At 66.7% G+C, this 23,358-nt stretch carries 21 protein-coding genes; 11 read left to right on the top strand and 10 right to left on the bottom strand.

Annotated elements, in window-relative coordinates; translation table 11 throughout:
• Positions 1-176 precede the first annotated feature (176 nt).
• Positions 177-1,124 carry an agmatinase gene (gene speB, locus G0D83_RS30200; protein ID WP_164198347.1) on the bottom strand — a complete coding sequence of 316 codons (948 nt, stop codon included), beginning with the start codon at positions 1,122-1,124 and terminating at the stop codon, positions 177-179.
• Positions 1,125-1,441: 317 nt separating this feature from the next.
• Between speB and G0D83_RS30195 the strand changes: the two genes are divergently transcribed.
• The gene (locus tag G0D83_RS30195; RefSeq protein ID WP_164198345.1) at positions 1,442-1,666 is read left to right on the top strand and encodes a hypothetical protein; all 225 of its coding nucleotides are present in this window, start codon (positions 1,442-1,444) and stop codon (positions 1,664-1,666) included.
• Positions 1,667-1,759: 93 nt separating this feature from the next.
• Positions 1,760-2,701, top strand: coding sequence for a LysR family transcriptional regulator (locus G0D83_RS30190; RefSeq protein WP_164198343.1), 942 nt, complete (start codon positions 1,760-1,762; stop codon positions 2,699-2,701).
• Positions 2,702-2,704: 3 nt separating this feature from the next.
• Here G0D83_RS30190 and G0D83_RS30185 read toward each other — a convergent pair whose 3' ends face one another.
• Positions 2,705-3,259 carry a HutD family protein gene (locus G0D83_RS30185; protein WP_164198341.1) on the bottom strand — a complete coding sequence of 185 codons (555 nt, stop codon included), beginning with the start codon at positions 3,257-3,259 and terminating at the stop codon, positions 2,705-2,707.
• Positions 3,256-4,620, bottom strand: coding sequence for a formimidoylglutamate deiminase (gene hutF / locus G0D83_RS30180; RefSeq protein WP_164198339.1), 1,365 nt, complete (start codon positions 4,618-4,620; stop codon positions 3,256-3,258). The genes G0D83_RS30185 and hutF overlap by 4 nt, the downstream gene beginning before the upstream one ends.
• A 353-nt stretch (positions 4,621-4,973) precedes the next feature.
• Here hutF and brnQ point away from each other — a divergent pair, with 353 nt between their 5' ends.
• Both brnQ and G0D83_RS30170 read left to right on the top strand, forming a co-directional pair.
• Positions 4,974-6,341, top strand: coding sequence for a branched-chain amino acid transport system II carrier protein (brnQ, locus tag G0D83_RS30175; RefSeq protein ID WP_164198337.1), 1,368 nt, complete (start codon positions 4,974-4,976; stop codon positions 6,339-6,341).
• A gap of 215 nt (positions 6,342-6,556) precedes the next feature.
• Positions 6,557-8,518, top strand: coding sequence for an HWE histidine kinase domain-containing protein (locus G0D83_RS30170; RefSeq protein ID WP_164198335.1), 1,962 nt, complete (start codon positions 6,557-6,559; stop codon positions 8,516-8,518).
• Positions 8,519-8,554: 36 nt separating this feature from the next.
• Here G0D83_RS30170 and mfd read toward each other — a convergent pair whose 3' ends face one another.
• On the bottom strand, positions 8,555-12,049 hold the full coding sequence (mfd, locus tag G0D83_RS30165) for a transcription-repair coupling factor (RefSeq protein ID WP_164198333.1): 3,495 nt from the start codon (positions 12,047-12,049) through the stop codon (positions 8,555-8,557).
• A 31-nt stretch (positions 12,050-12,080) separates the two neighbouring features.
• Entirely contained in the window at positions 12,081-12,605 is a 525-nt protein-coding gene (locus G0D83_RS30160) for a component of SufBCD complex (protein ID WP_370457355.1), read from the bottom strand.
• A 181-nt stretch (positions 12,606-12,786) separates the two neighbouring features.
• Here G0D83_RS30160 and hemB point away from each other — a divergent pair, with 181 nt between their 5' ends.
• Positions 12,787-13,797: a porphobilinogen synthase gene (gene hemB, locus G0D83_RS30155; protein ID WP_108969417.1), complete on the top strand. Its 1,011-nt coding sequence runs from the start codon at positions 12,787-12,789 to the stop codon at positions 13,795-13,797.
• A gap of 141 nt (positions 13,798-13,938) precedes the next feature.
• Positions 13,939-14,502, top strand: a complete 564-nt coding sequence (locus G0D83_RS30150) for a YSC84-related protein (protein WP_108969418.1) — start codon at positions 13,939-13,941, stop codon at positions 14,500-14,502.
• A 132-nt stretch (positions 14,503-14,634) separates the two neighbouring features.
• On the opposite strand, the gene G0D83_RS30145 is transcribed toward G0D83_RS30150, so the two are convergent.
• Positions 14,635-14,904, bottom strand: a complete 270-nt coding sequence (locus G0D83_RS30145; protein ID WP_164198331.1) for an usg protein — start codon at positions 14,902-14,904, stop codon at positions 14,635-14,637.
• Between the two features lie 191 nt (positions 14,905-15,095).
• On the opposite strand from G0D83_RS30145, the gene gyrA reads away from it, so the two are divergent.
• Together gyrA and G0D83_RS30135 are read left to right on the top strand one after the other, a co-directional pair.
• The gene (gyrA, locus tag G0D83_RS30140) at positions 15,096-17,876 is read left to right on the top strand and encodes a DNA gyrase subunit A (RefSeq protein ID WP_164198329.1); all 2,781 of its coding nucleotides are present in this window, start codon (positions 15,096-15,098) and stop codon (positions 17,874-17,876) included.
• A 162-nt stretch (positions 17,877-18,038) separates the two neighbouring features.
• Positions 18,039-18,731: a M48 family metalloprotease gene (locus tag G0D83_RS30135; RefSeq protein WP_164198327.1), complete on the top strand. Its 693-nt coding sequence runs from the start codon at positions 18,039-18,041 to the stop codon at positions 18,729-18,731.
• A gap of 6 nt (positions 18,732-18,737) precedes the next feature.
• Here G0D83_RS30135 and G0D83_RS30130 read toward each other — a convergent pair whose 3' ends face one another.
• From G0D83_RS30130 to G0D83_RS30115, 4 genes are all read right to left on the bottom strand, one after another.
• Positions 18,738-19,307 (bottom strand): DoxX family membrane protein, encoded by a 570-nt coding sequence (locus G0D83_RS30130; RefSeq protein ID WP_164198325.1) that lies wholly within the window; start codon positions 19,305-19,307, stop codon positions 18,738-18,740.
• Positions 19,304-20,038, bottom strand: a complete 735-nt coding sequence (locus G0D83_RS30125; RefSeq protein ID WP_164198323.1) for a DUF2063 domain-containing protein — start codon at positions 20,036-20,038, stop codon at positions 19,304-19,306. The genes G0D83_RS30130 and G0D83_RS30125 overlap by 4 nt, the downstream gene beginning before the upstream one ends.
• Positions 20,035-20,877, bottom strand: coding sequence for a DUF692 family multinuclear iron-containing protein (locus G0D83_RS30120; protein ID WP_164198321.1), 843 nt, complete (start codon positions 20,875-20,877; stop codon positions 20,035-20,037). The genes G0D83_RS30125 and G0D83_RS30120 overlap by 4 nt, the downstream gene beginning before the upstream one ends.
• 80 nt (positions 20,878-20,957) lie before the next feature.
• Complete coding sequence (locus G0D83_RS30115; protein WP_108969430.1) at positions 20,958-21,263, bottom strand: DUF2282 domain-containing protein; 306 nt, start codon at positions 21,261-21,263, stop codon at positions 20,958-20,960.
• Between the two features lie 201 nt (positions 21,264-21,464).
• On the opposite strand from G0D83_RS30115, the gene G0D83_RS30110 reads away from it, so the two are divergent.
• The 3 genes from G0D83_RS30110 (at position 21,465) to G0D83_RS30100 (ending at position 23,296) form a co-directional block, all read left to right on the top strand.
• Entirely contained in the window at positions 21,465-22,019 is a 555-nt protein-coding gene (locus tag G0D83_RS30110; protein WP_164198319.1) for a sigma factor, read from the top strand.
• Positions 22,001-22,603: an NrsF family protein gene (locus tag G0D83_RS30105; RefSeq protein WP_164198317.1), complete on the top strand. Its 603-nt coding sequence runs from the start codon at positions 22,001-22,003 to the stop codon at positions 22,601-22,603. The genes G0D83_RS30110 and G0D83_RS30105 overlap by 19 nt, the downstream gene beginning before the upstream one ends.
• A 297-nt stretch (positions 22,604-22,900) precedes the next feature.
• Entirely contained in the window at positions 22,901-23,296 is a 396-nt protein-coding gene (locus tag G0D83_RS30100) for a hypothetical protein (RefSeq protein ID WP_164198314.1), read from the top strand.
• Positions 23,297-23,358: the final 62 nt, after the last annotated feature.

The raw sequence follows: 23,358 nt of genomic DNA, 5'->3' as shown, positions 1-23,358 counted from the left end.
CGGAAACGATGCGGCACGCGGCTGTCGAGGCAATCGGCATCCCCTGGCCCGAGGATCGCGCGCAGCGTCCCGCCCGAGCTGAGCCGGGTTGGGAGCAACCCAAAAGGGGGCCAGGAGGCCCCCTGCCTTCTTTTCGGGAAACTTTGAGAAGGACCACTTCTGGCCCCCGCCCGACCTCAGCCGCGCGCCACGCCCGGCAAAGCGCAGAGCATCTCGAAGAGGTAGTTCGCCGCGATGACAGCCGTGTTGCCGGCGGGATCATAGGGCGGCGAGACTTCCACGAGATCGCAGCCGACGAGGTTCAGCCCGGCGCAGCCGCGGATGATCTCGAGGCCCTGGATGGTCGTCAGACCGCCCACCTCGACGGTTCCAGTGCCCGGCGCAAAGGCCGGGTCGAGGCTGTCGATGTCATAGCTGAGGTAGACCGGCGCATCGCCGATCTGGGCGCGGATTTCGTCCATCAAGGGCGCCAGCGACTTGTGCCAGCACTCTTCGGCGGGAATGACCGTCCACCCCTTTTCGCGGCCCCAGTCGAAATCCTCGGGCGCGTAGCCCGAGCCGCGCAGGCCAATCTGGAACACCTTGTCATTGAGCAGCAGCCCGTCCTCATGGGCGCGCCGAAAAGGGCAGCCGTGGGCGATGGTCTCGCCGAACATCTCTTCGTTGGTGTCGGAATGCGCGTCCACGTGGATCAGCGCCACCGGCCCATGCTTTGCGGCGATGGCGCGCAGCACCGGCCAGGTCAGCGTGTGATCGCCGCCCAAGGTCAGCGGCACAACGTCATGCGACAAGATCCCAGTGTAGTGCTCGGTGATGATGTCGACCGATTTCTTCAGGTCATAGAGATTGATCGGCACATCGCCGATGTCCGCCACCTGCAGGCTGTCGAAGGGCGCCGCGCGGGTCGCCATGTTGTAGGGGCGGATCATCCGGCTTTCGTCGCGAATCTGCCGCGGACCGAGACGGGTCCCCGGACGGTTCGAGGTGCCGATATCCATCGGGATTCCGACGAAGCAGGCATCAAGCCCTTCTGCCGTTGGCTGTGTCGGCAGCCGCATCATCGTCCCCGGGCCGCCGGTGCGCGGCATGACGTTTCCACCAAGTGGTTGATTGAATTCTGACATCAGAGCCTCGAAGTTCCTATCCCCGCCAGTCTTCCGCGCTCGCGCGCTTCGAAGAAATAAGCAAATTCCGAAAATCACTTCGGATTCTCCCGAAGTTTTGCACCTCGGCCTCGCAAGACATTCCGTGCAGTAGCGACCGTTTGCGCCGACAATGCCACATCCCTTCTAGCATATCTTCAAGAGGTCAAGATAAGCACTTATTCTAACGTTGTTTTCGCCCTTCCAAGCGAGGTCCGATCCTCGCTCGCTGCACCATTCGGCATGGCCTGAAGTGACTTGCGTTTTTTTAGCGCTCTGTTGCGAAGAACGCCGCGCAGGTGTTCTTCAAGGACATCGAGATGCTGGCCGGGTCCGAGCACGAAGGACGCGGCCGGGTGCCGGCGCGCCTATGCGGGACGGCGAATGCGCATCAATGGAATTGCGCTGATCCACTCGCACGACTGGCCGGTCTCGTCTGTCATTCCATGGTCGTGGATCCATGCGGCGCTGCCCCGAAAACCCTGCAGCCCGACAAGAGCCAGACGCTGGACAGGGCGCTCTGATCAAGGTCGTGGACCGCCGCCGCCAGCCCTTGACCGCTTGGCCTTTCCCGGTGAAAGCGTCACAATCTCCCCACACAGTCCAAGGCCGGAGCCATGGTGAAACGCGAGACCCCGAATGCCGCGCTCGGGCGGCGCGTCAACTTCTCCGTCGAGAGCATCGACATCCGGCTGATCCGGATCTTCATGACCGTGGTCGAGGCCGGCGGCGTGACCGCGGCGCAGGGCGAGCTGAACCTGGCGCTCTCAACCGTCTCCGAGAAAATCTCCTCGCTGGAAAAGCGTTTCGGGGTGCGTCTCTGCCGCCGGGGCCGTAGCGGCTTTGCGCTCACGGAGGCGGGCGAGCAGTTCTACCAGGAATGCGAGAAACTGGTCGCGGCGCTCGACCAGTTCGGGCAACGCACCATGGCGCTCGGCTCGCGCATGCCGCGCAATTTCACGCTCGGGCTGGTGGACAACATGATCTCTTACCCGAACAACGGCGTCTCGGGCGCCATCGCCGATTTCGCCGACTGCGCGCCCGGGGTGCACCTCAAGCTGGTCACGCTCAACCCCTCGGAGCTGCTGAGCGAGGTGCTCGCGCGCCGCGTCGACATGGTGGTGGGCAGCTTCCCGAAGGTGGCGCTGGGGCTCGATTACATCGACCTCTTCGACGAGCAGCACAACTTCTACTGCGCCGAAGGGCATCCGCTTTTCGACGTGCCCGACGCCGAGATCGGCATCGAGACCATCCGCGATCACCGCATCATCGCACGCGGCTACTGGGGCTCGCGCGACACCCGCATCTTCGCGATCAGCGCGCCGCATGCCACAGTGGTCGACATGGAGGCCGAGGGGCATCTGATCCTCTCGGCGCGCTACCTCGGCTATTTGCCCGACCACATGGCGCAGACCCTGTCGCACATGGTGCGCTTGCGCGCGATCCGGCCCGACCTCTTTTCCTACAACGCGCGGTTCCAGATTGCCCTGCGCCCAAACTGGGAGCGCCACCCGGCGACCAAGCTGATGGTGGAGAGCCTGCGACGCAGGCTCTCCTGACCTTCAAGCCGCGCTGATCTCGACGGTGATGAGCTGCGCGGCATGGGGAGCCAGCGCGGCAACCTCCTCCGCCTCGGACAGCACCGCGAGGTCATGGCGATCGAGGCCGATGCCGGGCAGCTCCGAGAGGGCGAAAACGAGGCAGGTCAGCGCGCCAGTGCTCGGCCTGCGCGGCGCCCCCCGGAAGACTTCAGCCCGATAGGGCACGCGCACCATGACGTTGAGGTCCAGAAGCTCCGGCCCCAGCAGATCGCAGCCGCAGCCGATCTCACCGCTGAAGGCAAAGGGCTCGGCTTGCGCCCCCAGCTCCTGAACAGTGCCATCCGGGAAGCTCAGGCGCATCGGCCCGCCGTCGATCACTGTCAGGTTCCGATGCACGCCGGGAAAGCTCGAGAATGGCCCGGACTGCGCGACCTTGGCCGTGCTGATGCGCCAGTGAAATGCATCAAAACCGGCGCCCTGCGGCACGCAAAGGATCTCTGCCGTTTCGCCGCCGCCGTTCTTCCAGGGGGCGAAGGCGCGCCCGGCGCCGCGGTAAATCCGAGCAAAGAGGCTCATGCCTGAATCTTCCGAAGCACCTCGGCGAAGCGCGGCGCGATCTCGTCGTCGAGCGCATGGCGCCGGTTGTCGATGACCTTCTTGCCGCGCACGGTGACATCGCGGATCGCCTGATCGCCCAGGGCGAAGATCCAGCGATCGATCAGCGCATCGCCGCCCGCGGTGGCAAGGAACGGATGCGCGTGATCCAGCGCCAGCCAGCTTGCCGGGGCCCCGACCTGCAGACCCGACTTGGCGATCCCCGCCGCCTGGTGGCCCCCGGCCAGCGCGCCATCGAACAGGCGGCGCCCGGTCGAGCTGCCCTCCCCCGCCGCGAGGCAGTTGCGGGCACGGTCGCGCAGGCGCTGGCTGTATTCCAGCAGCCGCAGTTCCTCGGCGACTGAGGTCGCCACGTGGCTGTCGGTGCCGACGCCGAAGCGCCCACCCTGCGCGAGGAAATCACGCGCCTCGAAGATGCCGTCGCCGAGGTTGGCTTCGGTCGCGGGGCAAAGGCCCGCCACGGCGCCGCTTTGGGCCATCCGGGTGACCTCGGTCTCGGTCAGATGGGTCGCGTGGATCAGGCACCAGCGCGCATCGACCGGCATCTCGTCCAGCAGCCATTCGACCGGGCGACGACCGGACCAGCCAATGGAGGCCTCGACCTCGCGCAGTTGCTCGGCGACATGGATGTGGATGGGCGCCTCTTGGGGCAGCGCGGCGAGGATCGTGCGCATCTGCTCGGGCGTCGCTGCGCGCAGCGAGTGGATGGCGCAGCCGGCAAGTTGGCCATCCTCGGCAGCGCGGGCGCGGACGGTTTCCATCAGCCGCAGGTAGCCGTCGACGTCGTGCAAGAAGGGGCGCTGCCCTTCGACCGGCGGCACGCCGCCGAAGTCGGATTGCGCATAGAACACCGGCAGCAGGGTGAGGCCGATGCCGCTCTGCCGCGCCGCCTCGAACTGGCGCAGCGAGGTCTCGGCAGGGGTGGCATAGGGCGCGCCGGTGCCATCGTGGTGCTGATAGTGAAACTCGACGAGATGCCCGAAGCCGCCCTTCAGAAGCTCGATCTGCAGGTAGAGCGCAACCGTCTCGATATCGTCCGGGGTCATGCTGGCCACGCAGCGGTACATGCGGTCGCGCCAGGTCCAGAAGCTGTCGGCGCTGGGGCCGGCAACCTCGGCAAGACCCGCCATGGCGCGCTGGAACGCATGCGAGTGCAGATTGCTCAGCGCCGGAACCAGGATCTCGGCGCGCTCCATGCCGGGCGCATGCTCGGCACCGGCCTCAACCCGCGTGATCGTGCCCGCCGCATCGTAGCCGATCACAACATCCTGCACCCAACCCTCCGGCAGCAGCGCCTGCCCGGCGAAAACCTGTGTAGCCATGATCCCTCGCGCTATTTGTATAGACTTAATAATACCGTCATCCGGCCCCCTCTGGCAAGCCTGCTTGGCGCGCCCGCGTTGCAACGGCCTCGACCGCTGGCGAACCGCAGCCTGCCCTCTGGCACAGGGGACGTTAGGTCGCACATGTGGGCGCGCCGCCGGGGTTCCCTTCCGCCGCCCCCATCTCTATAGCGGCGCCCACGCAGCGCGTTCCCGGCAGTGCCGAGGACCCGCCGACCGGCCGAGCGTCTAGGACAGCCAGATCGCGGGGCGCAGTCTTTTCCAGTTCAGGTGCCGCCGTTCGGGCCGCGCCGGGTGCCCCTTCAGAACGCAAGCTCAATGGAAGAAGTCGAATGGCGCAGACCGGACAACAGCGGGTGATACGGGATTCCGTGATCGTGGGGCTGGCGATGTTCGCCGTCTTCTTCGGTGCGGGGAACCTGATCTTCCCACCTCAGATCGGCTTTCTCGCAGGCGACGGCTGGAGCGCGGCGCTGGTCGGCCTGTTGATCACCGGCATGGTGCTGCCGGTGCTTTCGGTGGTGGCGCTCGGATTGCGGGGCGGCACTGTGGAGCGGCTCTGCGCCCCGATCGCGCCCTGGTTCGGCGCCGCGCTGCTCTTTGTCACCATGCTCGGGCTCGCCTGGCTGATCGCCGTACCACGCACCGCAAGCGTCGCCTTCGAGACCGGCTTCCGCACGCTCGCCCCGGCGCTCGACCCCAAGATCGGCATCTGGGCTTTCGTGCCGCTCTTCTTCCTGGTCTCGACCTATTTCGCCCTCGACCGCTCGCGGGTGATCGACCGTATCGGCCGGGTGCTGACTCCGCTGCTGCTGGGGCTTCTGGGGCTCATCGTGGTCTGGTCGGTGCTCTCGCCGCTCGGCCTGCCCGCCGAGACCGGCGAGGCCGCGCCCTTCCGGCTCGGCTTGCTGACCGGCTACCAGACCGGCGACGTCTTCGGCGGCATCATGTTCGGCATCATCTTCATCGAGGCCTTCCGGGATCGTGGCTATACCCCCGGCCCGCGCTACACCGCGGCGCTCTGGGGTATGGCGCTGGTGACCTTCCTCGGGCTTTTCTTCGTTTACGGTGGGCTGGAATACCTCGGCGCCACCGGCAGTGGCGTGCTTGCCCCGGACGTGCCGCAGGCGGGGCTGCTGACCGCGCTGGTCGGGCAGCTGGCCGGCAAGATCGGCGCCAACATGCTGGCCGTCGCCGTGCTGCTTGCCTGTCTGACCACGGCAGTCGGGGCGACGGCGGTGCTGGGAGAGTACATCCAGAAGTGGACGCGCGGCCGGGTCGGCTACAAGGCCGGGGTGCTCGCGGTCTCGCTCACCTCGCTGGTGCAGGCCTTTGGCGGTGTCGACTACATCGTCGCGCTGGCCGAGCCGATCTTCCTTCTGCTCTACCCGGTGGGCATCGCGATCGTGATCCTCGGGCTGCTGCCGCGTGCCTGGCTCAACGACGGCGTCTGGAAGGGCGCGACGATCCTGGCGATCCTGATGGGGGTCTATGACCTTGTCGCCAGCCTCGCCCAGAAGATGGGCGGCGCGATGCCGGCCGCGCTTCAACACATGCACGAGGTGATCCCGCTCTCCACCTCGGGCTTCGCCTGGCTGCTGCCGGCCCTGGTGGGCGGGCTTGTCGGTGGGGGGCTTTGGAAGCTCTCGGGGCGGTCCGATGCGGGTGCTGCCGACGCGGAGCGGCTGCCTGCCGAGTAAGTCCGCTCCTTCGACCGCCGAATTTTCCCCCCGGCGGTGCTGCGGGATCTCTTCGCGTCAAGGCACCCCTACGGAACCCGGCCTCGCCATGGGCGCAGCCGCCCGAAGGCAAAAGTGCAAACAACCTAAGATATTTTTAAAACTACACTTTCGCCTAGTCGCCACGGCGACATTAGATGCTATCCTTGTGCTTCATCCTTATCTGGAAGGCGCGCATGCTTCGTCAACAGAGCCCGGCTTTCGGGCCCATGGATTTTCTTGCCGGGGACGGCGAGATGGCCAGCCTGATCCGCGAGACGGATTGGAGCGAGCATCCTTTCGGCCCCTCAGAGGAGTGGCCCCAATCGCTGCGCTCGGCCTTGGCGATCTGCCTGAACTCCGCTTTCCCGACGGCAATCTACTGGGGCTCCGACCTGCGCCTGCTCTACAACGATGCCTGGGCGCCCATCCCCGGCCCGCGCCACCCGGCGGCGCTCGGCGCTCCGGCCAAGGAGGTCTGGAGCGACATCTGGCCGATCATCGAGCCGCAGTTCTCCGAGGTGATCCGCTCCGGCAAGGGGGTCTTTCTCCAGGACAACATGCTTCCGATGCAGCGCTACGGCTTCGAGGAGGAGACCTACTGGAGCTACAGCTTCACCCCGCTGCGCGGTGAACAGGGCAATATCGTCGGGGTGTGGAACACCGGCAGCGAGACGACCGACAATGTCATCCAGCGGCGCAACGCCGAATTTCTGGTCAAGCTCAACGAGGCGCTGCGCGGCGCAAACTCGGCGCAGGAAGGTCTGCGGATAGCGATCGAGCGACTTGGCCTGCATCTCTCGGCTGTGGGAGTCCGGCTTACCGTTCCCGGCGGCGCGGGCGAGAGCTTCGAGATTGCCCAATCCTGGACCGCCCCGCAGGCTGGCCTGCACGCCGACACGAACCTGCCATGGATCAGCTCTGCCGCAGAAGCGGAGCTGCGCGGCGGCAGGACGCTGTTCCTGACCCGACGAGACCCGGACCTCGACCCGCAAGGCCGCGCCTACCTGGATGCCCGGCGGATCTCCAACGCGATCTTCGTGCCCTGGATCGTCGGCGGCCGGCTGGAGCAGGCGATGGTCCTGCACTGGACCCGGCTCCGGGCCTACAGCGTGCTCGACGTATCGCTGGTCGAGCGGGTGATGGATCTTGTCATGGGCTGGGTCGCCCGCGAGAAGACCCTCGCGCGCGAAGCGGTCATGGCGCAGGAGATCGACCACCGCGCCAGGAATATGCTGGCAATCCTGCGGTCCACCGCCCGGCTGATCAAGGCCGGGACGGTCGCCGAGTTCCGCGAGAAGCTGGACGAGCGGATCACCTCTCTGTCCCGCACCCACGGGCTGTTGTCGCGCAAGAAATGGGAGGACGTGCGGCTGCGCGAGGTGGTCGAGGAAGAGTTCTCTCCCTATGGCTCCGAGATCCACCAGCGGGTCACCCTCGAGGGCCCCTGCGTGCCGCTCGATCCCAACGACGCACAGATGGTCGCCATGCTCATTCACGAGCTGACCACCAACGCGGTGAAACACGGGGCGCTTCGCACGACCGAAGGGACATTGCGCCTGCGCTGGACCCTCGCGACCGACGGGGTCCTGTCGCTGCATTGGGACGAGAACTTCCCGGGGGATGGCGCCCCCGAGGTGGCCTCTCAGGGCGGCGGTTTCGGCACGCAGTTGCTAACCCGCATCGCGCAGGACCATTTCGGCGGGCGCATCGCGAGGACGATCGGCTCCGGCCACCTGCGCTACGAGATCACCCTGCCCAGAGGCGCCTGGTCCGCGCAGGCCGACGCACCGCAGACGGAGGTAGGCGATGCCGGCCCCGCCAGCTCTCCACGCCGCGCGGTGATGATCGTCGAGGACGAGCCGATCATCGCGATGGACCTGGTGGGCATGATGGAACATGCGGGCTACGCGATCTTTGGCCAGTTCGCGTCGGTAGCCGCCGGGCTCGCCGGAACCGCCGAGAGCCTGCCCGATCTCGTGCTGCTCGACGAGAACCTCGGTGGCCAGAAATCCACGCCGCTTCTTGACCACCTGCTCGCCAGGGGCGTGCCGGTGGTGATCATCTCGGGCTACGACGGCGAAGTACGCACAGGTGTGCCGCGGCTCTCGAAGCCCATCTCGGAATCCGAGCTTCTGTCGACCATCGAGAATCTCTGAGCCGGGACAGAGGGGCGCCCCTCTGTCCGACCGGTGTCAGCCCTTGTCCTTGCGGACCTTGATCGCCCCGGCCTTCTCGGCGAGGTCGCGGGCGATGGCGAAGGCGCCCTTGATCTTGTCGGCGTCGCTCTTCCAGTCGCGGCGCACGACAATCTTGTTGTCCTTGATCTTTGCCAGCCCGTTCTGCGCCTGGATGAACTCCACCAGCCCCTCGGGCTTGGCGAATTTGTCATTGTGGAATTGCACCGTCGCGCCCTTGGGCCCGCCGTCGAGCTTGGAAATCCCGGCGTGCTTGCACATCGCCTTGATCCGCACCACGAGCATCAGCGTGTTGACCTCCTTCGGCAACTTGCCGAAACGGTCGATGAGCTCCGCCGCAAAGCCCTCGAGCTCGACCTTGGTGGTCAGCTCCGACAGACGCCGGTAGAGCCCGAGACGGACGTCGAGATCGGGCACGTAGTCTTCGGGGATCAGCACCGGAACGCCGAGGTTGATCTGCGGCGCCCATTGGCCATCGTCGTCAGTGAGCCCTTCGAGCTCGCCCGACTTGATCTTGGCGATCGCCTCCTCGAGCATCGATTGGTAAAGCTCGTAGCCCACGTCGCGCATCTGGCCGGACTGCTCCTCGCCGAGCAGGTTTCCGGCGCCGCGAATGTCGAGATCCTGAGAGGCCAGCGTGAAGCCCGCCCCCAAAGTGTCGAGTGAGCCGAGCACCCGCAGCCGCTTCTCTGCAGTGTCGGTGAGCTTGGTGCGCGGCTTGGTCGTCAGGTAGGCATAGGCGCGGGTCTTCGAGCGCCCGACCCGGCCGCGGATCTGGTAGAGTTGGGCAAGGCCGAACATGTCGGCGCGGTGCACGATCATGGTGTTGGCGGTGGGGATGTCGAGGCCGGACTCGACGATGGTCGTTGCCAGCAACACATCGTACTTGCCGTCGTAGAACGCATTCATCCGGTCGTCGAGTTCCCCCGCTGCCATCTGGCCATGCGCCACCACGAACGAGACCTCGGGCACCTGTTCGCGCAGGAACTGCTCTATTTCGGGAAGGTCCGAAAGGCGTGGCACGACGTAGAAACTCTGCCCGCCGCGATAGTGCTCGCGCAGCAGCGCCTCGCGCACGGTGATCGCGTCGAATTCCGAGACATAGGTGCGGATCGACAGGCGATCCACCGGGGGCGTGCCAATGATCGACAGGTCGCGCACACCCGACAGCGACAACTGCAGCGTCCTCGGGATCGGTGTCGCGGTCAGTGTCAGCACGTGGATGTCCGAGCGCAATTGCTTCAGCCGCTCTTTGTGCGAGACGCCGAAGTGCTGTTCCTCGTCGATGATCAAGAGGCCAAGGTTGTTGAACCGGATGCCCTTGGCCAATAGCGCGTGAGTGCCGACGGCAATGTCGACCGAGCCCTTCGAGATACCGTCACGGGTCTTGGCGGCGTCCCCGGCAGAGACAAAGCGCGACAGCGGCGCGACGTTGATCGGGAAGCCGCGGAAGCGCTCGGCAAAGCTCTTGTAATGCTGGCGGGCGAGCAGCGTGGTGGGGGCGATCACCGCCACCTGCACGCCGGACATGGCGGCGACAAAGGCGGCGCGCATCGCGACCTCGGTCTTGCCGAAGCCGACGTCGCCGCAGATCAGCCGGTCCATCGGTTGGCCGCTGGTCATGTCGCCGAGCACGTCCTCGATGGCGCCCATCTGGTCGTCGGTCTCGGTATAGGGAAAACGCGCGCAGAAACTCTCCCAGGCGCCGGGCGGCGGGTCGATGATCGGCGCCTTGCGCAGGGCGCGCTCCGCCGCCACCCGAATGAGCTTGTCCGCCATCTCGCGGATACGCTCCTTGAGGCGCGCCTTCTTGGCCTGCCACGCGCCCCCGCCGAGCTTGTCGAGCAGCCCCTCGTCATGACCATAGCGCGACAAGAGCTCGATATTCTCGACCGGCAGGTAGAGCCGTGCGCTTTCGGCGTATTCCAGCAGCAGGCACTCGTGGGCGGCGCCGGCGGCAGTGATGACCTCGAGCCCCTGGTAACGGCCGATGCCGAAATCGACGTGCACCACCAGATCGCCCGGCGAGAGCGACTGGGCCTCGGTGAGGAAGTTCTCGGCCTTGCGGCGCTTCTTGGGCGCGCGGATCAGCCGATCGCCCAGCACGTCCTGCTCGGAGATCACGGTGAGCTTCAGGCCGCTTTTGGGATCGCCCCATGGCGCGACAAAGCCCTGCTCCAACCCCCAGACCGCCAGGTGCAACCCCCGCTTGCCGATGCGCGTGCCGTCGATCACCGGGATCGCCTCGGCCAGCCCCTCGTCCTCGATGAGACCGGTCAGGCGCTCGCGCGCGCCCTCGGACCACGAGGCGATGAGCACCGGCCCCTCGGCCATCTGCTTCTTCACATGGTCGGCGAGCGCGGCAAAGAGGCTGATGCTCTCCTGCTGGCGCTCGGGGGCGAAGCTGCGCCCGATGCGCCCGCCCGCGTCCACCACTCCCGGCCCGCTGGCCTGTGGCAGCGGCGAGAATTGCACCACCCGGCGGTCCGCGACGGCGGCGTCCCAATGCGCCTCGTCGAGGTACAGAAGCTGAGGCGGAACCGGCTTGTAGACCGAGTCGAGCCTGCCCTTCTGGGTCATCGCGTGGCGGCGGGTCTGGGACTGGTCCTCGATGCTCTCCCAGCGGGCAAGCCGCGCCGGGGTGATCTGGTCGTCCATCAGCACCGGCGCACCGGGCAGGTAGTCGAAAAGCGTCTCGAGCTTTTCATGGAAGAACGGCAGCCAGTGCTCCATCCCCTGCGTCTTGCGCCCCGCGCTCACCGCCTCGTAGAGAGGATCATCCGAGCCGGCGGTGCCGAATTCGATGCGGTAGTTCTGCCGGAAGCGTGTGATCGCCGCGTCATCGAGGATGACCTCCGAGACTGGCGCCAGCTCGACCACGTCGAGCTTTTCCGTGGTGCGCTGGCTGACCGGATCAAAACGCCGTGCGCCGTCCAGCACGTCGCCGAAGAGATCGAGCCGCACCGGCCCTCCCTCGCCCGGCGGGAAGATGTCGATGATGCCGCCGCGAACCGCGTAATCGCCCGGCTCGTGCACCGTGGGCGCGTTGGAAAAGCCCATGCGCACGAGGAAATTGCGCAACGCGGCCTCGTCCACCCGGTCGCCGACCCGCGCGGCAAAGGCCGCCTCGCGCAGCACCTCGCGCGCGGGGATGCGCTGCATGGCGGCCGAAAGCGTGGTGAGCAGCACGAAGCGCTCCGGCATGCCGTGCACCAGCCCGGCAAGGGTCGACATGCGCGTGGCAGAGATGTCGGGATTGGGCGAGACCCGGTCGTAGGGCAGGCAGTCCCAGCCCGGAAAGGTGACCACCGGCATGCCGGGATCGAAAAACGCCAACGCCTCGCGCAGCGCCGCGAGGCGCTTGTCGTCGCGGGCAATGTGCAGCACCGGCCCGCCGGTCTGTTCGACCTCGGCAAGAAGGAGCCTGGCGTCGAACCCCTCGGGTGCGCCGCCCTTGGTGATACGGGCCGATCTGGTAAGCGACTGGGACATACCGCTCAAATGACCCGCCGCCGGGCCTTCGTCAACCGAGAACGCCGTGCGCGAGGTTCTGGTACATGCCCCACATTGCGGTGACGAAGATCGCGATCATGCCGATCACCTGCACCCAGAAGCGCAGCACCGCCAGCTTGTGGCACAGCGCCTCGCCGGTCAAATTCTGGCCCCGGATGCGCGCGGCGGCGGCGATGCTCAGGCCACCGACGAGCGCCATGGGAAAGCCCAGCAAAAAGAGCGCCTGCGCCAGTTCGATGTCGTACCAGAAGCCAAGGCTCGCCAGCATCGCCAAGAGCGCCGAGACGATGGCGACCAGCCAGAGCCCCGCCTGCTCGGCGATGAAGAGGCGCCGGTTCACCTGGATGCGCACCATGTCCTCGAGGTCCTGCGCCGCCTGTCCGCCCTGCCTGCGGGCGCGGCCGACCATGTCGAAGGGCACGCCGAGCACCCAGTGGCTGTTGCTCGACCAGAACACCGCAAGCGCGATCCAAAACCAGAGGTTGGAAAACGACCGCATGTCGATGGTTTCGAAAACGAGCCCGGTCCAGTCCACGGCGTCCCCACTCTTTCCTTCGGGGCGGCTGGGCCCCTCTCACTTGCCGCCCGTCCCGGCGCTTGGTCCATCCGGCCCCGCACCGAGCGCAAGGCAGGCACCCCGGCGGGAGCCCTTGTGACAGGCGTCTTTCCATGCCACCCAAGGGTAACCTTGACAAGGGATACGAAGGACACGCCCGATGAAACCCGTGATTTCCGCCTTTCCTGCCACACGCCTGCGCCGACTGCGCAGCTCCCCCGCGATCCGGGCGCTGACCCAGCAGACGCTGCTGACGCCGGGCGATTTCATCTGGCCGGTCTTCGTGCGCGACGGCGAGGGGATCGTCGAGCCCATCGCCTCGATGCCCGGGGTGAACCGGCTGTCGGTGGACAAGGTGGTCGAGGCGGCGCGCGAGGCGCATGCGCTCGGCATCCCGGCGATCTGCCTCTTCCCCTATACCGACGCTTCGCTGAAGACCGAGGATTGTGCCGAGGCCTGGAACCCCGAGAACCTCAGCAACCGCGCCACCCGCGCCATCAAAGAGGCGGTGCCCGAGATCGCGGTGATGACCGACGTCGCGCTCGATCCCTACAACATCACCGGCCATGACGGCTTCATCGAGAACGGCCAGATCGTCAACGACCGCACGGTTGACGCTCTGGTCAAGCAGGCGCTGAGCCAGGCCCGCGCCGGGGCGGACATCATCGGCCCGTCGGACATGATGGACGGGCGTATCGGCGCGATCCGCACGGCGCTGGAGGCCGAGGGCTTCCACAACGTGCTGTTGCTGAGCTACGCGGCAAAATACGCCTCGGGCTTCTATGGCCCGTTCCGCGATGCGGTGGGCGCGGCGGGCGCGCTCAAGGGCGCGATGGGCGGCGACAAGCAGACCTACCAGATGCAGCCCGGCAATTCCGACGAGGCAATGCGGCTGATCGAACGCGACCTGCAAGAAGGCGCCGACATGATCATGGTCAAGCCCGGCATGCCCTATCTCGATATCTGCCGCCGCGCCAAGGAGATGTTCGGCGCGCCCACCTTCGCCTACCAGGTGTCCGGGGAATACGCGATGCTGGCGGGGGCTTTCGAGAACGGCTGGCTCGATCGCGACAAGGTCATGCTCGAAAGCCTCACCGCCTTCAAGCGCGCCGGTTGCGACGGGGTGCTGACCTATTTCGCCCCGGCCGCAGCGCGGCTCCTCAACGGCTAGCGGGCGCCTTTGCGACGGCCCGCATGATCTAGTGACAGGCCGGGCCGGGCTGCCTATACTAGGAAGGGACAACCGGCGGGACAGCCGGACAAGAGGCTTGGGCCGGTCCAAACGACCGGACATCAACGAGGATTGAGCAGAATGACCTTTAATCGACGGGGACTCCTCCTGACTCTCGGCGCGCTTGGCGCGACCGGCGCGCTGGCCGCCTGTGGCAACGGCGTGGGTGGCAGCGGCGCACAGACCATCGACGCGCGGGTGAACGCCACTGTGAACCAGATGTACGCGCAATATCCGGGCACCCGCGATCTCGCGGCGAAATCCGCCGGCATGTTGGTCATGCCGCTGATCACGGAGGCCGGACTCGGCCTCGGCGGCGCCTATGGACGCGGGGCGCTGAAGGTGAACAACGCCACGGTGGACTACTATTCGGTGGTCAAGGGCTCGGGCGGACTGCAGATCGGCGCGCAGCAATACGCGCATGTGCTGTTCTTCATGACCCAAGACGCGCTCTCCAACTTCCGCCGCTCGCCGGGCTGGGCCGCGGGCGCCAACATCGAATACGCCATCCCCGAGGGCGGCGAGACGCTGGCGGCCGAGACCACCACTTCGCTCGCGCCGATCATCGCGGTGATCTTCGGCAAGTCGGGCCTGCACATGGGCGCTACTCTGGAAGGCGTGAAATACACGCGGATCATTCCCTGATCCGCCGCAGGGGGGCGCCGCCCCCCTGCCTCGCCCTAGAATGTTTCTGCCGAAAAGACGGCGGCCTCTCGAGGCCCTTTGGCTTCTTCCCTTTGCAAATGCGCACGCACCGGCGGCACCGTCCGCGAGGCGTCAGTGGTAGCGGAACTCCCCCACCACCTGCCGCCATTCCCCCGCCGAGATCATCTTTCTATGGGTGAAGCGCACCGAGTGCAGCGGGCCTTCGATCTCCTCCTGCCAGAACTCGATGAACCGAAACAGCCGCGGATGGTCGGGCGCCAGGTCGTACTCCTGCCAGACGAAGGTGTTCAGCACGTTCTGGTAGTCGGGCATCCGGTAAAAGAGTTCCGCCGTGGTCAGCCCGTAGCCCTTGAGCATGAGTTCTGTGGGAGTCTCGTCCATCGCTTTACCTCGCATGACATCCGTGTAACAAGCGTGCCCAATGCGCGGTTAGTTTTCAAATAAAACAGCATGTTAGCCAGGTGGCGAGTTGGCTGCCAGAATAAGCAACCCGCCGGCATTGCGCCCCACACCTAGCCTCTGATATAGGTAGTCCCAACTACATATAGAGACAGCACGGACAGGCGAGCAACGTGACCGACACGCCGGAAACCCCCGAAAACGAAGAAGAAACTCCGCGCCCCGAGCGGAGCGGTCATGGTGGCCCGGTGATCTCGATCATCGACGAGATGAAGTCGAGCTACCTCGACTACGCCATGAGCGTCATCGTCAGCCGCGCGATTCCCGATCTGCGCGACGGCCTAAAACCTGTGCATCGACGCATTCTCTACACGCTGTGGGAGAACGGACAGACCAAGTCCAAGAACTACCGCAAGTGCGCCACCGCCGTCGGTGACGTCATGGGCCGCTATCACCCGCATGGCGACTCGGCGGTCTATGACGCGCTGGTGCGCATGGCGCAGGACTTTTCTATGTCGCTGCCGCTGATCGACGGTCAGGGCAACTTCGGCTCGATGGACGGCGATCCGCCCGCCGCCTACCGTTACACCGAGGCGCGTCTCGACCGCACCGCCGAGGCGCTGCTCGAGGACATCGAGAAGGGCACGGTCGATTTCGTGCCCAACTACGCCAACGAGCGCAACGAGCCCGTCGTGCTGCCGGCGCGCTATCCCAACGTGCTGGTCAACGGCGCCGAGGGCATCGCCGTCGGCATGGCGACCCGCATCCCGCCGCACAACCTCGGCGAGGTGATCGACGCGACGCTGGCGCTGATCGAGAACCCCGACCTCTCGTCCGAGCAGCTGATCGACTACATCCCCGCCCCCGACTTCCCGACGGGCGGCGTGATCCTTGGCCGCTCCGGGGCACGCAAGGCTTATCTCGAGGGCCGCGGCTCGGTCATCATCCGCGCCAAGACCCGGATCGAGGAGCTGCGCCGCGACCGCTTCGCCATCGTAATCGACGAGATTCCCTACCAGGTGAACAAGGCGACGATGATCGAGCGCATCGCCGAATGCGTGCGCGAGAAGAAGATCGAGGGCATTGCCCACGTACAGGACGAGAGCGACCGCTCGGGCGTGCGCGTGGTGATCGAGCTCAAGCGCGATGCCACCGCCGAGGTGGTGCTGAACCAGCTCTACCGCTTCACGCCGATGCAGGTCAGCTTCGGTTGCAACATGCTGGCGCTCAACGGCGGCAAGCCCGAGCAGCTGACCCTGCGCACCTTCCTGACCGCCTTCCTCGACTTCCGCGAGGACGTGATCGCGCGTCGCACCGCCTTCCTGCTCAACAAGGCGCGCGAGCGCAGCCACGTGCTCTGCGGCCTTGCCGTGGCGGTGGCCAATGTCGATGAGGTGGTGGCGACGATCCGCAGCTCGGCCGATGCTTCCGAGGCGCGCGAGAAGCTGATGACCCGGCGCTGGCCGGCAGAGGAGATCGCGCCCTTTATTCGGCTGATCGACGATCCGACCCACAAGATGAATGACGACGGGACCTACAACCTGTCGGAAACGCAGGCCCGCGCCATCCTCGAGCTGCGCCTGCAGCGCCTGACCCAGCTCGGCGTGAAGGAAGTCACCGACGAGCTCGAAGAGCTCGCGGGCAAGATCAAGGAATACCTCGAAATCCTGGGCTCGCGCGAGCGCATCCTCGAGATCATCTCGAACGAGATGATCGCTGTGCGGGACCAGTTCGCCGTGCCGCGCCGCACCGAGATCGTCGACTGGGCCGGCGACATGGACGACGAGGATCTGATCGAGCGCGAGGACATGGTGGTCACGGTCACCCAATCCGGCTGGATCAAACGCACCCCGCTCGCCGATTTCCGCGCCCAGAAGCGCGGCGGCAAGGGGCTGTCCGGCGGCGGCCTGAAAGAGGACGATGTGGTCACCCAGCTTTTCGTGGCCAACACTCACACGCAGCTGCTATTCTTCACCACCGACGGCATGGCCTACAAGCTCAAGTGCTGGCGCCTGCCGCAGGGCGGCCGCACCTCCAAGGGCAAGGCCATCGTCAACATCCTGCCGATCCCGGCGGGCGTGTCGGTGGCAGCGATCATGCCCGTGGACCGGGACGAGAGCGACTGGGACGATCTGCAGATCGTCTTCGCCACCTCCAAGGGATCGGTGCGCCGCAACCGGCTGTCGGATTTCACCAACGTCATGCGCAACGGCAAGATCGCGATGAAGTTCGAGGGCGAGGACGAGAACACCCGCCTGATCAACGCCCGCATCTGCTCTGAAGACGACGATGTGATGCTGGTCACCGACTCTGGCCGCGCCATCCGCTTCCCGGTGCCGGACGTGCGGGTGTTCAACTCGCGCAACTCCACCGGCGTGCGCGGCATCAAGTTGAGCAACGGCGACGAGGTCGTGTCGATGTCGGTGATCCGCCACTTCGAGGCGGATTCGGACGAGCGCGCCTCCTACCTCAAGATGCGCCGGGCCATGGCCGGGATCGCCGATGACGCCGAAGCCTCGGACGAGGAAGAGGGCAACGCCGACAGCCTGCTGCCGGCCGAGCGCTACGCCGAGATGTCGGCGGTCGAGAACCTGATCCTGACGGTGACGGCGCGCGGCCTCGGCAAGCTCTCGTCGAGCCACGACTACCCGATCCGCGGACGCGGCGGCATGGGGGTCACCGCCTGGGAGAAATCCATGCGCGGCGGCGAGATCGTGGCGTCCTTCCCGGTCGAGATGGGTGATCAGATCATGCTGGCCACCTCCACGGGCCAGTCGATCCGTGTGCCGGTCGAGGGCATCTCCTTCCGCTCGCGCAGCGCCGGCGGGGTGAAAGTGTTCAACACCCGCGAAGGCGAGACCGTGGTCTCGGTCGCCTGGATCGCCGATCAGGACGACGAAGAAAGCGTAGACGGCGCCGAGGGGAACGCGGGCGAAGGCCCGGCCGAAGTGTGATCCCGACCTCGATCTGAATGTGACGCCCGTCCCCTCTGGGGCGGGCGTTCTTCTTTGCGTGTTTGAAAAGAGAAGAAGGCCGGGGCAGTTCTTTTGCCGCAGCGGTGCCCCGGTGGCGCGCGGGGCCTTGGCAGGCTCAGCGCGCGGCCCCATATTCCGCCCATGCTCAAGCTCACCCCGATCCTACTTGCCATCGCCTATGCCCTCGTCGCCTACCGCTTCTCGGCGTGGCGTACCGCGCGCGAGCTGGACTCGCGCTCGACCGAGCTGGCCGATCCCAGGCTCAAGGCGCTGACCGACCGCATGGCGGCCGCATTGGACCTGCCGCGCATCCGGGTGAACATCTACGAGATCGCGCCGGTCAACGGGCTGGCCGCGCCGGATGGGCGCATCTTCATCACCCGCGGCTTCTACGACCGCTACAAATCCGGTGAAGTCAGCGCCGAGGAACTCTCCTCGGTGATCGCCCATGAACTGGGGCATGTGGCGCTGGGGCACTCGCGGCGGCGGATGATCGACTTCTCCGGCCAGAACGCGATCCGCACCGTGTTGGTCATGGTGCTGGCGCGGCTGGTGCCGGGGCTGGGGCCGCTGATCGCCAACGCGCTGACCTCGCTGCTGGCGGCGCGGCTGTCGCGCGGCGACGAGTACGAGGCCGATGCCTATGCCGCGGCGCTGCTGCACAAGGCGGGGATCGGCGTCGCGCCGCAGAAATCGCTCTTTGCCAAGCTCGAGGCGCTGAGCGGTGGCGGCGGGCGCGGAATGCCTGCCTGGCTGCTGTCGCACCCCAAGACCTCGGAGCGCATCGCGGCGCTGGAGCGGCTTGAGGCGCGTTGGACCGCGGTACAGGGCTGATGCGGCTCAGCTGCGCGGCAGACGGCGGCGCAGCCAGCGGTCGAGCGAGACCGCCCCGCCACCGGTGAACACCAGCACCAGCATCAAGAACCCCCAGAGCAGCCGCTGGTCGAGGATCGGCGCATCCGGCTGGCGGTCGAAGAGCGCACCGATGGCCGTGGCGTCGACCCCATGGCCGAAGATGTCGGTCAGGCTTACAACCAGCAGGACGCCGATCATGCCAAGCGCCGCGAGCCGGGTGAAGAGCCCGAGGATCAGCAAGAGCGGCAATATGAATTCGGCGGCGGTGCCCGCAGCGACCACCAGATGTGCGAAAAATCCAAGCTGGCTGGCATCGTAGCCAGCAGCCTCCATGGCGCGGGGATAGATCTGCGCATAGGCATTCAGCGACAGGCCGAACCCGTCAATCTTGGTCAGTGCCGAGGACCAGAAGAAGCCGGCGAGCGTGGCGGCGAAGACGGCGCGGCCGGTGAGGCCGAGCACGGCGGGCGCGCTCCGCGTCACAGTGCCCACGGCACGGTCGAACTGCGCGAGCAGGGACGGGAGCCCGGCGGCGGGAGGGGCAAGTTCGGTCATGGCTGGGGGTCTCCTTCGGAGATGAGGGCGCCCGCGTTGAAGAGGCAGGCAAAGATCGCGGAATGGTCTGCCCCCGCTGGCAGAGCGGCACCGAGAGGCACGCGTCGGGCCAGCGCCTCCAGCGTCGCCGCGGAGCCGGCCGGGGCGGCGCAGGTCTGCACCGCGAGCCTCGGACGGGTGACCAGAACCTCGCCCGGCGGGCTCTGCGCCAGATCCGGACGCTCCGCGTTGCGCCCCCAGATGGCGAGCGCCGGGTGGCGCGTCCGCAGAATCCGTGCGGCGGGATGCGGGCGTGGGGCGCTTGCGGCCAGCGCGTCCGGCGCGAGCCCGGCCAGAACGCGGGGATCCAGGGGGACGGCATCGGCAGACAGGCTGGCTTCGCGCCGGGCCTGCTCGATCCGGGCAACTTCTGGCAGGTAGGGCAGCGCGGTGAGCGGCGGAAAGCGCTGGATCCAGTCCGGCAACTCGGCACCGTAAAGCGCCATGACCGGGCTGCGCGGCGGGTGCTCACGCGCGAAATCTCGGGCCATGGCAGCGAAATAGGTTTCTCCCACCAGCCGCTGCACCACCGGGAAGGCGGCGGCCAGCGCCTCGGTCAGGGCGACAGCGACGTTGTTGCGGTAGACGTCGAAGCGGCGCGTGGCGGCAGAGCCCGTCGGATCGCGCAGCTCCATGGGTCGCGGCGCCTCTGGGGCGAGCAGCGCCCCCGCGAACACGCCCTGCCCGCTCATGCCGCCCTCCGCCGCGCCATAACCCGTGCGGCGCGCGCGGCCTCGGCTTCGAGGGTGCGGAAATCGGGCACATCGTTGTCCCACTCGATCATGGTCGGGCGCGGACCTGTGCGGGCGATGACCTCGGCGTAGAGCGCCCAGACCGGGTCGGCCACCGGCGCGCCATGGGTGTCGATGAGCAGCGGGCCGCCCTGCCCGTCGTCTTCTTCGGCGTAGCCCGCAAGGTGGATTTCCCCGACCAGCTCGACCGGGTACTCGGCAAGGTAGCCCTGCGCCGAGGTGCCGAGATTGCTGGCAGAGATGAAGACGTTGTTGATGTCGAGCAGCAGCCCGCAGCCGGTGCGGCGGGCGATCTCGGCAAGGAAAGCGGTCTCCGAGAGCGTGCTCTCCTCAAAGACCAGATAGCTCGACGGGTTCTCCAAGAGCATGCGCAGGCCAAGCCGCTGCTGCACCTCGTCGACATGGGCGGCGACGCGCTCGAGCGTGGCCGCCGTGTAGGGCAGCGGCAGCAGGTCGCTGAAATATGTGCCCTCGTGGGTGGACCAGGCGAGGTGCTCGGAGAATTGCGCCGGGCGCACATGGTCGATGAGCCGCCTCAGGCGCGCCAGATGCGCAGGATCGAGCGGTCCCTCGCCACCGATCGACAAGCCGACCCCATGCACGGAGACGGGAAACCGCGCGCGCAGATCGTCGAGCATGGCCAGACGCGGCCCCCCCTCGACCATGTAGGTCTCGGCGTGGACTTCCAGCCAGCTGACGGCGCCGGGGTTGGTGAGCTCGGCAAAATGTGCCGACTTGAAGCCGACTCCGGCGGTGTTCGGGAGCGTGCTGCTCTGCATGGGATGCCTCCCTGGGCTTGGGCGGGATGGGGCGCGCGCGGCAACCGGCAGGCCGCCGCGCGCGGGGTCAGCCGCGAGCCTCAGCCCTTGGGCAGATCGCGCATCAGCGGCTCGAGCGAGCCCATGCGCGGGGTGCCGTCGGCCATGGCCGGAAGCTCGATCTCGGCGCAGGTGCCGGCGGGCACCAGCGTCCAGGAGTTGCCCTGGTAATCGACCGAGGCGGTACCGGCGCAGGTGGTGCCAGGGCCAGCGGCGCAGCCATTCTGGCCCGCCATGGCGACGCCGAAGCATTTCTCCTGCTCCTGGGCTTGGGCGGCCCCGGCGAATTGCGCAAGACCGGCGGCAACGGCTCCGGCGAGGGCGAGGTGTTTGCTATGAAGGGTCATGTCCGTCTCTCCAGTGTGACAGGCAGATCATCGCGTCTGCACCGGGGTATTCGGACCGGGGGGTGTCTTTGTTACGCGGCTCGCGCTTGTGTGATAGAGATGAAATATTCGCGCGCTGTTGTAACGGGAGGTCCCGCGCGCCCGTATGCGCAGGTACCTCCCCTAGAGGTGGACTTGAGCCGACCCCATGGGCGACCCCAGATGACCGGACGCGATGACGAGATAGAGGCGCTGATGCGCAAGGCGCTGGACGGCGACCGGCGGGCCTATGCCGGTTGCCTGCAGCGCTTGGTACCACGCTTGCGTGCCATGGCCACGCATGACCTGCCCGCGCAGCACGGGCATCTGGCCGAGGACGTGGTGCAGGAGGCGCTGCTGTCGATCCATCTCAAGCGGGGCAGTTGGGACCGGGACCGGCCGCTGCTGCCTTGGGTGCGGGTGATCGTGAAACACAAGGCAATCGACGCCCTGCGCAAGACCCCGAGCGCGCCGCACGACCCGGTCGAGGACCACCCGGGGCTCGGTGCTCCGGCGGTCGACCCGCTGGCGGGGCTTCACCTCGAGCAGGCGCTGTCGCGGCTCTCGCCACGGGATGCCGCGCTGGTGCGGGAACATGCGATCGGCGGCGCCGACCCCGAGACGCTTTCGAAGGATTTCGATCTCAGCCCGGGCGCCCTGCGCGTCGCCCTGCACCGGGCACTGAGACGTCTGGCCGATGCTGCCAGGAAGGAGGAAGAATGGACACCGATGAGCTGATCGCTGCGCTCGCCGCCGATGACGTGCCCGCCAAGCGCCCGCACCTGTTGTGGCGCGTTGCCTTCGGCCTTGCGGTGTCGCTGGTGCTGTTGCTGGTGTTCTGGGGCATGCGCCCGGGCTGGCCCGGCATGCTGATGATGGCACCGCTGCTGGTCAAGCAGAGCCTGCCGATCCTCGTGGCACTGGCGGCCTGGCCGCTGCTGCGCCGGAGCGATCCCGAGGCGCAGGCGCCGCTCTGGCCACTCTGGCTGCTGGCAGGGGTCAGCGCCGCCGGCTGGGGGCTCTCGGTGCTCGGCGGCGGCGACATTCTGGGCCAGACGCTCTGGGCCTGCCTGCTGTCGATCCCGGCGCTCGCCCTGCCCATTGCCCTTGCGCTCTTCCGTGGCCTGCGGCACCGGGTCGAGCCCCGCCCGGCGCGCAGCGGCCTGCTGGCAGGGCTGTTCTCGGGTGGCGCGGCGGCGGCGGTCTACGCCGTGCATTGCGACGAAGACAGCGCGGCGTTCTTCCTGTTGTGGTACGGGATGGCCATCGTTCTCTGCGGGCTGGTCGGGCGCATGGCGGGGCGGCGCTGGCTGGGCGTCTGACCCGCTTGGCTCCCGCCCTGTAAAAATGCGCTCTACAGCGGTGCCCGGAGAAGGGACGCGATCTCATTTTCGTGAAGCCCACCGAAGACTCATGTTATCCACAGCGGAATTATGGTAAGGTGAAGCTCTGGGACACCTTCGGTTTTCCCCACCTCCCAAGTGAAAAAGCCGGAGCACCTCCGGCGGCTCTTTCGCCTCTCCCGCCTCGTTTTCAATTGTCCCAGGGCCCGCAATTTCCGGACCTTGTCGCGTGAATTCCTTGTCAGAGACGATTTCTGAATCCTGATAGGAATAGCCATGAAGTTCTTTCTCGCCATTTCCTCCCTCTCTCTCGCCCTGGCCACGACATCCCCGGCCACGGCGCAACAGAGCCTTGTCGACCAGCTGTCGCAATATGTGCCCGACTCCGTGCTGTCGCTGCTGAGCGAATCCGAGATCCTGACCGCTTTCAGCATGTCGACAAGCCGCGAGACCAACGCGCAGAAGGCGTCACGGGTCGCCTATATCGCCACCAGCGGGTCCGCACCGCGCACCTACTCGCGGACGCAACTCGATCTCGTGGGCAGATATCTCACCGATGAAGAGCTGTCCCGCATGTCCGGCCAGCACATCGGGGACGCTTTGGCGGTCGTGCATTCGAGCCGACCCGAAGTGGAAAAGCGGGGCATCATCCGAGCCTTGTCCGCCCGGTAAACACTGCGTCCACGCATACGCACGAAAGGGGCCGCACCCCGTTGCGGCCCCTTTTCCCATGA

This window comes from Salipiger sp. PrR003, from assembly GCF_010500785.1.
Lineage (GTDB): Bacteria > Pseudomonadota > Alphaproteobacteria > Rhodobacterales > Rhodobacteraceae > Salipiger > Salipiger pacificus_A.
This window is presented reverse-complemented; position numbering and strand designations above follow the sequence as displayed.

Excerpts from the sequence above, each read along its gene's own strand:
- speB (WP_164198347.1), bottom strand. The coding sequence starts at position 1,124 with ATGTCAGAATTCAATCAACCACTTGGTGGAAACGTCATGCCGCGCACC.
- G0D83_RS30190 (WP_164198343.1), top strand. The coding sequence starts at position 1,760 with ATGGTGAAACGCGAGACCCCGAATGCCGCGCTCGGGCGGCGCGTCAAC.
- G0D83_RS30185 (WP_164198341.1), bottom strand. The coding sequence starts at position 3,259 with ATGAGCCTCTTTGCTCGGATTTACCGCGGCGCCGGGCGCGCCTTCGCC.
- hutF (WP_164198339.1), bottom strand. The coding sequence starts at position 4,620 with ATGGCTACACAGGTTTTCGCCGGGCAGGCGCTGCTGCCGGAGGGTTGG.
- brnQ (WP_164198337.1), top strand. The coding sequence starts at position 4,974 with ATGGCGCAGACCGGACAACAGCGGGTGATACGGGATTCCGTGATCGTG.
- G0D83_RS30170 (WP_164198335.1), top strand. The coding sequence starts at position 6,557 with ATGCTTCGTCAACAGAGCCCGGCTTTCGGGCCCATGGATTTTCTTGCC.
- mfd (WP_164198333.1), bottom strand. The coding sequence starts at position 12,049 with ATGTCCCAGTCGCTTACCAGATCGGCCCGTATCACCAAGGGCGGCGCA.
- hemB (WP_108969417.1), top strand. The coding sequence starts at position 12,787 with ATGAAACCCGTGATTTCCGCCTTTCCTGCCACACGCCTGCGCCGACTG.
- G0D83_RS30150 (WP_108969418.1), top strand. The coding sequence starts at position 13,939 with ATGACCTTTAATCGACGGGGACTCCTCCTGACTCTCGGCGCGCTTGGC.
- G0D83_RS30145 (WP_164198331.1), bottom strand. The coding sequence starts at position 14,904 with ATGGACGAGACTCCCACAGAACTCATGCTCAAGGGCTACGGGCTGACC.
- G0D83_RS30135 (WP_164198327.1), top strand. The coding sequence starts at position 18,039 with ATGCTCAAGCTCACCCCGATCCTACTTGCCATCGCCTATGCCCTCGTC.
- G0D83_RS30130 (WP_164198325.1), bottom strand. The coding sequence starts at position 19,307 with ATGACCGAACTTGCCCCTCCCGCCGCCGGGCTCCCGTCCCTGCTCGCG.
- G0D83_RS30125 (WP_164198323.1), bottom strand. The coding sequence starts at position 20,038 with ATGAGCGGGCAGGGCGTGTTCGCGGGGGCGCTGCTCGCCCCAGAGGCG.
- G0D83_RS30120 (WP_164198321.1), bottom strand. The coding sequence starts at position 20,877 with ATGCAGAGCAGCACGCTCCCGAACACCGCCGGAGTCGGCTTCAAGTCG.
- G0D83_RS30115 (WP_108969430.1), bottom strand. The coding sequence starts at position 21,263 with ATGACCCTTCATAGCAAACACCTCGCCCTCGCCGGAGCCGTTGCCGCC.
- G0D83_RS30110 (WP_164198319.1), top strand. The coding sequence starts at position 21,465 with ATGACCGGACGCGATGACGAGATAGAGGCGCTGATGCGCAAGGCGCTG.
- G0D83_RS30105 (WP_164198317.1), top strand. The coding sequence starts at position 22,001 with ATGGACACCGATGAGCTGATCGCTGCGCTCGCCGCCGATGACGTGCCC.
- G0D83_RS30100 (WP_164198314.1), top strand. The coding sequence starts at position 22,901 with ATGAAGTTCTTTCTCGCCATTTCCTCCCTCTCTCTCGCCCTGGCCACG.